This is a genomic window from Streptomyces apocyni, assembly GCF_009739465.1.
Lineage (GTDB): Bacteria > Actinomycetota > Actinomycetes > Streptomycetales > Streptomycetaceae > Streptomyces > Streptomyces apocyni.
Genome location: NZ_WHOM01000016.1, coordinates 1 through 293 on the forward strand (window position 1 = coordinate 1; position 293 = coordinate 293).

General features: G+C 66.9%; 1 protein-coding gene. It reads right to left on the reverse strand.

From position 1 onward, the window contains the following. A partial coding sequence (locus tag GCN81_RS00060; RefSeq protein ID WP_156721306.1) for an AMP-binding protein occupies positions 1 to 293 on the reverse strand: 293 nt, incomplete at both ends.

Genomic DNA, 293 nt, shown 5'->3' on the forward strand with positions numbered 1-293 from the left:
ACGCGTCCGCCGGTGGTGAGGGCACCCCACATTTCCCAGACGGAGAAGTCGAAGGCGAAGCTGTGGAACAGCGACCACACGTCACCCCTGCCGAAGGGGAGCCGCGCGCGGACCGCCTCGAAGAGTCGGGTGACGTTGCCGTGGGTGACGGTGGTGCCCTTGGGGCGGCCGGTGGACCCTGACGTGAAGATCACGTAGCACGCGTGATCCGTACTGACCTCCACCGCGACCTCGTTCGCGACCCGCTCCAGCGTCAGGCCTTCCGCCCACAGATGACCATCACTGTCGAGGTC